Annotated in this window: 8 protein-coding genes; 5 read left to right on the top strand and 3 right to left on the bottom strand. The window is 74.2% G+C overall.

Annotated features, from left to right (window positions below; translation table 11 throughout):
• On the top strand, nucleotides 1-776 hold a 776-nt coding region (locus AOK09_RS18205), incomplete at its 5' end, for a carbon-nitrogen hydrolase family protein (protein ID WP_245687348.1).
• 197 nt (nucleotides 777-973) lie between these two features.
• Here the strand turns inward: AOK09_RS18205 and AOK09_RS18200 are convergent.
• A complete protein-coding gene (locus AOK09_RS18200) occupies nucleotides 974-1,300 on the bottom strand; it encodes an antibiotic biosynthesis monooxygenase family protein (protein WP_055588264.1) in 327 nt (108 codons plus the stop codon).
• Nucleotides 1,301-1,395: 95 nt separating this feature from the next.
• Nucleotides 1,396-1,731 (bottom strand): YnfA family protein, encoded by a 336-nt coding sequence (locus AOK09_RS18195; RefSeq protein WP_055588263.1) that lies wholly within the window; start codon nucleotides 1,729-1,731, stop codon nucleotides 1,396-1,398.
• A 323-nt stretch (nucleotides 1,732-2,054) separates the two neighbouring features.
• Between AOK09_RS18195 and AOK09_RS18190 the strand changes: the two genes are divergently transcribed.
• Nucleotides 2,055-4,013 carry an APC family permease gene (locus AOK09_RS18190; RefSeq protein WP_055588262.1) on the top strand — a complete coding sequence of 653 codons (1,959 nt, stop codon included), beginning with the start codon at nucleotides 2,055-2,057 and terminating at the stop codon, nucleotides 4,011-4,013.
• Nucleotides 4,014-4,157: 144 nt separating this feature from the next.
• Nucleotides 4,158-5,633 carry an MFS transporter gene (locus AOK09_RS18185; protein ID WP_055588261.1) on the top strand — a complete coding sequence of 492 codons (1,476 nt, stop codon included), beginning with the start codon at nucleotides 4,158-4,160 and terminating at the stop codon, nucleotides 5,631-5,633.
• Nucleotides 5,634-5,883: 250 nt separating this feature from the next.
• Here AOK09_RS18185 and AOK09_RS18180 read toward each other — a convergent pair whose 3' ends face one another.
• Nucleotides 5,884-6,600 (bottom strand): TetR/AcrR family transcriptional regulator, encoded by a 717-nt coding sequence (locus AOK09_RS18180; protein ID WP_055588260.1) that lies wholly within the window; start codon nucleotides 6,598-6,600, stop codon nucleotides 5,884-5,886.
• 117 nt (nucleotides 6,601-6,717) lie between these two features.
• Between AOK09_RS18180 and AOK09_RS18175 the strand changes: the two genes are divergently transcribed.
• Together AOK09_RS18175 and AOK09_RS18170 are read left to right on the top strand one after the other, a co-directional pair.
• A complete protein-coding gene (locus AOK09_RS18175; protein WP_055588259.1) occupies nucleotides 6,718-7,938 on the top strand; it encodes a saccharopine dehydrogenase C-terminal domain-containing protein in 1,221 nt (406 codons plus the stop codon).
• Between the two features lie 264 nt (nucleotides 7,939-8,202).
• The coding region (locus AOK09_RS18170) for an SGNH/GDSL hydrolase family protein (protein ID WP_079063187.1) at nucleotides 8,203-9,089 on the top strand (887 nt) is incomplete at its 3' end.

Here is a 9,089-nt window from a genome sequence, read left to right as displayed (position 1 = left end):
CCGTCCCCCCATCCCGCCATCCCGCCGGACGGCCCCACCGCCGTCGGCCGCTCGCCGTGGAACAGCAGATGCCCCTCCCCCTGACCGTGGCACTCGCCCAGCCGTCCTGTGCGCCCCTGGACGTGGCCGCCAACGCGGCCGCCCATGCCGAGGTGGTCCGCGAGTCGGGCGCCCGGCTGGTGGTCTTCCCCGAGCTGTCGCTCACCGGGTACGACCTGGACGCACCGGCCGTGGCGCCGGACGACCCGCGACTGCTGCCGCTGGTCGCGGCGTGCGGGGAGACCGGCGCCACCGCGCTGGTCTGCGCGGCGGTGGCGGAGCCCGGCGGGGAGTCGATCGCGCTGCTGGAGGTCACCGGCGGGGGTGCGCGGGTGGTCTACCGCAAGATGCATCTGCACGGGGCGGAGCTGGACCGCTTCGTCCCCGGCGACCGGCCCCGGGTGCTGGAGGTGGACGGGCACCGGATCGGGCTGGCCGTCTGCGCCGACGCCTCCGTACCGGAGCACGCCGCCCGCACGGCGGCGCTGGGTGTCGATGTGTACCTGGCCAGCGCGCTGTTCGGCAGCGGTGAGGTGGCCCTGGCCAGGCGGGACAGTCAGCTGCGGGACGCGGCTGCCGCGCACGGCGTCTGGGGGCTGCTCTCCACGGTGGCCGGTCCCAGCGGGGAGTACCCGCAGACCTCCGGTGGTTCCGGCGCCTGGGCGCCCGGCGGTGCCCTGGTCGCCCAGGCCGGGGCGGAGCCGGACGAGGTGGTGACGGTCACCCTCGCGCTCTGACGGTGGGTCGCCGCCCCGCGTCCGGCCGTCCGCCGGACGACAGTGCGGAGGGGCCGGCAGGCCGGCGTCCCGGGCGGGCAGCGCGGTTGCCGGTGACGCACTCCGGGGTGGTGTCACCACTCCGCACCGCCCGGCGGCCTGGCCGGGGCGTACGGACGAAGCGGCGGCCGGGCCGGGCGGGCCCGGCCGCCGGACCGTCAGCTCTTCGGGGCGGCCTGCTGCACCACGTCGAAGGACCACAGGGTCGAGTCGGAGGCGGCCGGGCGGGGCCGCTCACCGCCGGACTCCCCGCCGCCGCGGTGGGCCGCCTGCATGGGCCCGGACATCCACTTCTGGAAGGCCTCCTCGCTCGCCCATCGGGTGTAGACCAGGTACTTGTCGGTGCCGTCGACCGGCCGCAGCAGCTCGAACCACTCGAAGCCGTCGGAGGACTCCACCGCCCCGGCCCGCGAGGCGAACCGCTTCTCCAGGACCTCCCGCTGCTCCGCGGGGACTGACAGCACGTTGATCTTCACTACGCTCATGTCCCCATCCTGCCGCACGGCGCCCCGGCGTTCACGGCGTGCGCGGCAGTCCCGCCGGCGGCCGGGCGGGAACCGGCCCGGACCAGGGGCGACGTTCAGCGTCCGCGGGGCGCGTACATGATCAGGGCCATTCCGGCGAGGCAGACCAGGGCGCCGATGACGTCGAAGCGGTCGGGACGATAACCGTCGGCGACCATGCCCCAGATCAGCGACCCGGCCACGAACACCCCGCCGTAGGCGGCCAGGATGCGGCCGAAGTCGGCGGCCGGCTGCAGGGTGGCGACGAAGCCGTACAGGCCCAGCACCGCGACCCCGGCCCCGATCCACAGCAGGCCCCGGTGCTCGCGGACGCCCTGCCACACCAGCCAGGCCCCGCCGATCTCACAGAGGGCGGCTGCGACGAAGAGGGCGACGGAGCGGGCGACCAGCACCGCGAAAGCATCTCATGGCCGCAGCGGACGCCCTGGCCCGGCCGTGCGGGACCGCTGCCGCTCCCCGGCGGGCCGCTCGGCGCGCAGGACCCGCCACCCGGGCGCCCGAGGCCCGCGCCGGGCGGGCGGGGCGTCAAGAAGTCGTCAAGATTCACCGCCCCGCGGAGCGGCCCCCGAAGTGCCCAGGACGCCCATTGGGCCAGGCCGGTGCGTATGAGGAGCGCCCTCGTGCCCTGCCCGGTGGGAGGGGGAGGTTTCTCGTACGCTCGGCTGGCCGCCGTCCGGGTGGCTGATCACTTGCACGAGCACGACGGGAGTCCAGGGTGGCCGCCTCCACACCTACCGGTCCGGCACCGGCGGCGGAGAGCCGTCTCCGGACCTGGCTGCTGGAAGGGCTGGCCGACATGGCCAAGCAGCAGCCGGGTGCGCATGCCGATCCGCACCGGGCCCACCAGCGGTGGTGGCGGGTGATGTGCCTGACCGGTCTGGACTACTTCTCCACGCTCGGCTACCAGCCGGGCATCGCGGCGCTGGCGGCGGGCCTGCTCTCCCCGCTGGCGACGGTGGTGCTGGTGGCGGTGACGCTGGCCGGTGCGCTGCCGGTGTACCGGCGGGTGGCCCAGGAGAGTCCGCACGGCGAGGGCTCCATCGCGATGCTGGAGCGGCTGCTGTCCTTCTGGAAGGGCAAGCTGTTCGTGCTGGTGCTGCTGGGGTTCGCCGCGACGGACTTCCTGATCACCATCACCCTGTCGGCGGCCGACGCCACCGCCCACCTGGTGGAGAACCCCCATCTCACCGACATCCTCGGCGGCCACCAGGTGGCCGTCACCCTGGTGCTGGTGGCGTTGCTGGGGGCGGTGTTCCTCAAGGGGTTCACCGAGGCGATCGGCGTGGCCGTGGTGCTGGTCTCGGTGTACCTGCTGCTCAACGCCGTGGTGGTGGGGGTGGGGCTGTGGCAGGTCGTCAGCTCGCCGCATCTGGTGGTGGACTGGTCGCATGCGCTCACCGCACAGCACGGCAATCCGGTGGTGATGGTGGGTCTGGCGCTGCTGGTGTTCCCGCGGCTGGCTCTGGGGTTGTCGGGGTTCGAGACCGGGGTGGCGGTGATGCCGCACATCGAGGGCGCCCCCGGGGACACCGAGGAGCGCCCGGCGGGGCGGATCGCCGGCGCCCGGAAGCTGCTCACCACCGCGGCGGTGATCATGAGCGTCTTCCTGATCACCAGCAGTCTGATCACCACCCTGCTGATCCCCCAGGACGAGTTCAAGGCGGGCGGGCAGGCCAACGGCCGTGCCCTGGCCTATCTGGCGCACCGCTACCTGGGCTCCGCCTTCGGCAGTGTCTACGACGCGTCCACCATCGCGATCCTCTGGTTCGCCGGCGCCTCCGCCATGGCGGGGCTGCTCAACCTGATGCCGCGCTACCTCCCCCGCTACGGCATGGCGCCGCACTGGGCACGGGCGGTGCGTCCGATGGTGCTGGTGTTCATCGCGGTGGCCTTCCTGGTCACCTGGATCTTCAACGCGGACGTGGACGCCCAGGGCGGGGCGTATGCCACCGGTGTGCTGGTGCTGATCACCTCGGCGGCGATCGCCGTGACCATCGCCGCACGGCGGGCCGGTGAGCGGGGCTGGACCATCGGGTTCGGGGCGATCTCGCTGATCTTCCTCTACACCACCGCGACGAACGTGGTGGAGCGTCCCGACGGTGTGAAGATCGGCTCCTGCTTCATCGCCGCGATCATCGCCGTCTCGCTCTTCTCCCGGCTGAGCCGCGCCTTCGAGCTGCGGGTGACCAAGGTGGTGCTGGACGATCCGGCCCGGCGCTATGTGCAGGACATGGCCCATCGCCGGATCCGGCTGATCGCCAACAAGCCGGCCCGCCGCGACGTGGCCGAGTACCGGGACAAGATCCGGCAGATCCGGGCCGACAACGACATCCCGGCCGAGGACGATCTGATCTTCGTCGAGGTCACCGTGCGCGATCCCTCGGACTTCGAGAGCGAGGTGCAGGTCCGGGGCGCGGTCCTGCACGACCGCTACCGGGTGCTGACCCTGGAGAGCGCCAGCATCGCCAATGCGCTGGCCGCTCTGCTGCTGGAGATCCGTGATGTGACGGGCACCCGGCCGCACATCTACTTCGAGTGGACCGAGGGCAATCCGCTCAACCAGTTCCTGCGGTTCTTCCTCTTCGGGCAGGGCGAGGTGGCCCCGGTCACCCGTGAGGTGCTGCGCGAGGCGGAGCCGGACCGCTCCCGGCGGCCCCGGGTGCACGTCGGCTGAACCGGCGGCCCCGCCTGCGGCCTCCCCGTCCGCCGCCTCCCGGCGGCCGTACCCCCGGTGGTCATCCCTCCGAAATGCAGCGGCTACCGAACATATCGGTGACCGATGTACTCTGCCGGGGAGATACCGACCCGAGGGGACGGCATGGCATCCACATCCCTGCGGCAGCGCCCTTCCTGGCCTGCGGTCCTGGTCGAGGAGCGGCCGCGGCCCCGGCTGGTCCGCGACCGCCCCGGCGCCTGGTGGCTCGCCGTGGCGACGGTCTGCCTGGGCGCCTTCATGGGCCAGCTGGACGCCAGCATCGTCACCCTGACGTACGGCGCGCTGCAGACCCGCTTCACCGCCTCGGCAGCCGCCGTCGAATGGGTGTCGCTGGCCTATCTGCTCACCCTCGTCGCCCTGCTGGTGCCGATCGGCCGGCTCTCGGACGCACACGGCCGCAAACTGGGGTACCTCTACGGGTTCCTGGTGTTCACCGCGGCCTCGGCCGCCTGCGGACTGGCGCCCTCCCTGGGGGCCCTGGTGGCCTTCCGGGTCGTCCAGGCGGTGGGCGCGGCGCTGCTGCAGGCCAACAGCGTCGCCCTGGTGGCCACCAGCGCGCCGCGGGAGAGGATGCGCTCCGCCCTCGGAGTGCAGGCCGCCGCCCAGGCGGTGGGCCTGGCCCTGGGACCGACCGTCGGCGGCGCCCTGGTGGGCACCGTCGGCTGGCGCTGGGTGTTCGGCATCAACGTCCCGGTCGGCATCGCGGCGCTGGTCGCGGGCCACTACCTGCTGCCGCGCACCCGCAGCCGGCACCCGGCCGACCGGCTGGACCTGTGGGGGCTGCTGCTGCTGGCGCTGGCCACCACCAGCGCCCTGCTGGGCGTCTCCGCGGCCTCGGGGCTGGACCTCCCGGGCACGGCGTTGGTCGCACTGTTCGCCGTGGCGGCCGCGGCCGGCTGGGCGTTCGCCGCCCGCCAGACCCGTACGGCCACGCCGCTGGTGGATCCGGCGCTGCTGCGCGGACGGGGCGTCCGCGCCGGGCTGCTCGGGGCGGTCTGTGCCTATCTGGTGCTCTTCGGGCCGCTGGTGCTCGTACCGGTGGTGCTGAGCGCGGCGGGCCGCTCCGAACTGACTGCGGGGCTGGTGCTGACCGCCCTGCCGGCCGGGTTCGCCCTGGCTGCGACCGGCGCGGACCGGGTGCTGCCGTCCGGCCTGACCGACCGGGGACGGTGCCTGCTGGGGTCCGCCGTGTGCACCGCGGCACTGGCGGCGCTGCCGGTCCTGCCCCCGGCCGCCCCCGCCCTGGTGCCGCTGCTGGCCCTGCTCGGACTGGGCCTGGGGGTCTTCACCCCGGCCAACAACGCCGCGATCATGGCGGCCACCCCGGCCCGCTCGGCCAGCACCGGCGGCGGACTGGTCAACATGGCCCGCGGGCTGGGCACCGCACTGGGCGTCGCCCTGGTCACCCTGGCCCTGCACCTCTCGACCGGCGCCGCCGGCGGCGGGGGACGGGCGGCGGTCGTGGTGCTGCTGGGCGCCGCGGCCCTGGCCGTGGTGGCCTCCTGGCTGGTCCCGACCCGGCCCGGGCACCCGTCCGGCAGCGGACGCTCGGCCTGCGTACCGCCGTCCCGCGGCTGACGCTGGAGGGACGGGCGGGCAGCCACCGAGCGGCGCCCTGGGCCGGGACGTGCGCGGCTCGGCCCGTGACTTCCCCACGGCCGCGGGCTGGGGCTGCGGGTTCCGCGCGGCGGCGGGCGGTACGGCCGCGACCAGGCCGCCGGCCTCGCCGGACGCCGCCGTCCGCGGCGTGAGCCGGGGGCCCGGCGCGGCCGAACCCGTCGAGCCCGGGCGGCGGGTGGAACCGGTGCGCGCGGCGCGGGCCAGGGGGTCAGCCGGCGGGTGGTGAGGCGTCGGCCAGTGCGGCGGCGGCACTGTCCAGCAGCATCTCCAGCGCCGTGGGATAGGCGCTCCGGTTCATCCGGGCGACCAGCAGTCCGGCGGTGGCGGCGATGTGCGGATGGGTGTCCGCGGGCAGTTGCGCATAGGTCGCCCGCCAGACCCCCTCGTCGGCCCTGCGGGCCGACTCGGGCAGCGCCAGCGTCGCCGCGTCCAGGATGGCGAAGGCCAGGCTCTGGTCGATGAAGGCGTGGTAGACCCGTACCGCCGCGTCGTCGGGGAAGCCGGCGGTGCGGAGCACCCCGAGGATCGCCTCGTCGGCTGCGATCTCATGGGCCCGCCCGGTGACCCGGCTGGCCGTCAGCACCGCGGCCTGCGGGTGCGCCAGATAGGCGGCGTGGATGCGGGCGCCCAGCGTACGCAGGTCGGCTCGCCAGTCCCCGCCCGGCTGCCAACCGTGCAGCGCCCGGCCGACCAACTCGTCGCCGATGGCCAGGGTCAGCTCGTCGACGCTGCGGAAGTAGCGGTACAGCGTGCTGGGGTCGGCGCCGAGTGCGGCACCGAGGCGCCGCACGGTGAGGCCGTCGCTGCCGTGCTCGCGCAGCATCCGCAGGGCGGTCTCCACGATCAGCCGCTCGGAGAGCACCGTCCCGTTCTTGGTGGGCCGCCGTCGCTGCCGTGCCGCCTCCGGCACCACCTGTTTCGCCATCGCTGCTCCTCGCCGCTCTCCCCGGCAGCTTATGCCAACGCCATTGACGTGACGAGAGGCCCCCGCGTTTCATCCCTTCCGGGGGACGACGAGGTCACCGGTACAAGGAGAGACACCATGCGAGTGCTGCTAGTGGGAGCCGGCGGAGTGGGTACCGCGATCACCCGGATCGCGGCCCGCCGCCCGTTCTTCGACCACATGGTGGTGGCCGACTGGGACCCGGCCCGCGCCGAGGCCGCGGTGGCCGCGCTCGGCGAGGCCGGCGACAGGTTCAGCGCCGCACGGGTGGACGCCTCGGACGAGGGGGCGGTGGCCTCGCTGCTGGCCGAGCGGCGGTGCGACGTGCTGCTGAACGCCACCGATCCCCGGTTTGTGATGCCGCTCTTCAACGCGGCGCTGGCCGCGGACGTCCACTACCTGGACATGGCGATGTCGCTGTCCCGGCCGGACCCGGAGCGGCCGTACGAGCGGTGCGGGGTCAAACTCGGGGACGAGCAGTTCGCCCGTGCCGCCGACTGGGAGCGCAGCGGCCGCATCGCCCTGGTGGGCATGGGCGTCGAGCCCGGCATGTCGGATGTCTTCGCCCGCTATGCGTCCGACGAGCTCTTCGACGAGATCGAGGAGATCGGCGTCCGCGACGGTGCGGACCTCACCGTGGACGGCTACGACTTCGCGCCGTCCTTCTCCATCTGGACCACCATCGAGGAGTGCCTCAACCCTCCGGTGGTCTGGGAGGAGGACCGGGGCTGGTTCACCACGCCGCCGTTCAGCGAACCCGAGGTCTTCGACTTCCCCGAGGGCATCGGCCCGGTCGAGTGCGTCAATGTGGAGCACGAGGAGGTGCTGCTGATCCCGCGCTGGGTGAACGCCCGGCGGGTCACCTTCAAGTACGGGCTGGGCAGGGAGTTCATCGAGAAGCTGCAGGTGCTGCACCAGCTGGGCCTGGACCGCACCGACCCGGTGGCCGTGCGCAGCGACCTGGGCACCGCCGGGGTCTCGCCGCGCGACCTGGTCGCCGCCTGTCTGCCCGACCCGGCGACGCTCGGCGACCGGATGCACGGCAGGACGTGTGCGGGCACCTGGGTGAAGGGCACCAAGGACGGCAGGCCGCGTGAGGTGTACCTCTACCACGTGGTCGACAACCAGTGGTCGATGCGGGAGTACGGTTCCCAGGCCGTGGTGTGGCAGACGGCCGTCAACCCGGTGGCCGCCCTGGAGCTGATGGCCTCGGGCGTCTGGTCGGGCTCCGGCGTCCTGGGGCCCGAGGCGTTCGCGCCGCGGCCCTTCCTGGATCTGCTCACGGAGTACGGCTCGCCCTGGGGCCTGCGCGAGCAGTGACGGGACGTCATAGGTGATGCGCTGGGCGTGTTTTGGTTGGCGGGGCGCGGTCCGGGCGGCGGGGGCCGTCCGCGATCGCGGGCGTTCGCCCCGGGTGCGGGGCGGTTCGGGCCGGGCCGGCCGTACCGGACGGGCGCCGGTATCCGATTGACCGCCGAACCGGATCGGTGATTTCATCGGCGCTGCCTCGCGCGAGTCGCCCGATGCGTACGGCGCCGCCCACCACGCCGCCGCATCCCGCCCGCCCCGCGAAGGACCGCCACCGTGCTCCACCCTGTTTCCGGCCCTGCCCTGGGCACCCTCCCGCCGCGCGTGATCACCCTCGGGGAGGCCATGGCCCGCGGCGTCCGGCAGACCGCCCAGCACTGGGTGACCGGCTGGGCCGCGGGCCAGGTCGCGGGCGCCCCCGTACCCGGCATGGCCGCCACCGCCGCGGCCGGGGTCCGCGACTGCACCGTACGCAACGCGGTCTTCCTCAGCGCCGGGGGCGGCTCGGTGCGCGTCCGGCTGAGCAACACCTTCGGCGACCGCCCCGTGGCGGTGGACCACGCGACCGTCGCGGTGCGCAGCCAGGGGGCGGACGCGGTGCCGGGGACCATGCGCGCCCTCACCTTCTCGGGGAGCGCCAGGACCGTCCTGGCGGCGGGCGGGACGCTGCTGAGCGACCCGGTCGCGCTGGCCGTGGCACCCCTGTCGACCCTGCTGGTCAGTGTGTTCGTGCCGGGCGCCACCGGCCCGTTGACCCACCATCCGTTCACCGCGGCGACCAACTACCTGGCCGACGGGGACGCGGCGCCCAGCACCTTCGGCGGAGCCTTCCGGAGCAGCCCCTGCTGGCTGCTGGTGAGCGCGGTGGAGGTGCTCGCGGACGCCCGTACCAGCGGCACGGTGGTCGCCTTCGGCGACTCCATCACCGACACCGCCCGCACCACCGGCGACCTCAACCGGCGCTACCCCGACCGGCTCGCCCGCCGGCTGGCCGCCCGTGAGGGCCGCACCCTGTCGGTGGTCAACGCCGGGCTGGGCGGCAACTGCCTGCTCGGCGAGCGGACGGGCGAGCCCCACTACGGGCCGTCGGGGCTGTCCCGGATGGAGCGGGACATCTTCGCGCACAGCGGGGTGCGGGCGGTGATCCTGCTGGAGGGGATCAA

Origin of the sequence: Peterkaempfera griseoplana, from assembly GCF_001418575.1 — a bacterium.
GTDB lineage: Bacteria > Actinomycetota > Actinomycetes > Streptomycetales > Streptomycetaceae > Peterkaempfera > Peterkaempfera griseoplana.
The sequence above is the reverse complement of the archived record's forward strand: the minus strand, read 5'-3'. Positions and strand labels throughout refer to the sequence as shown.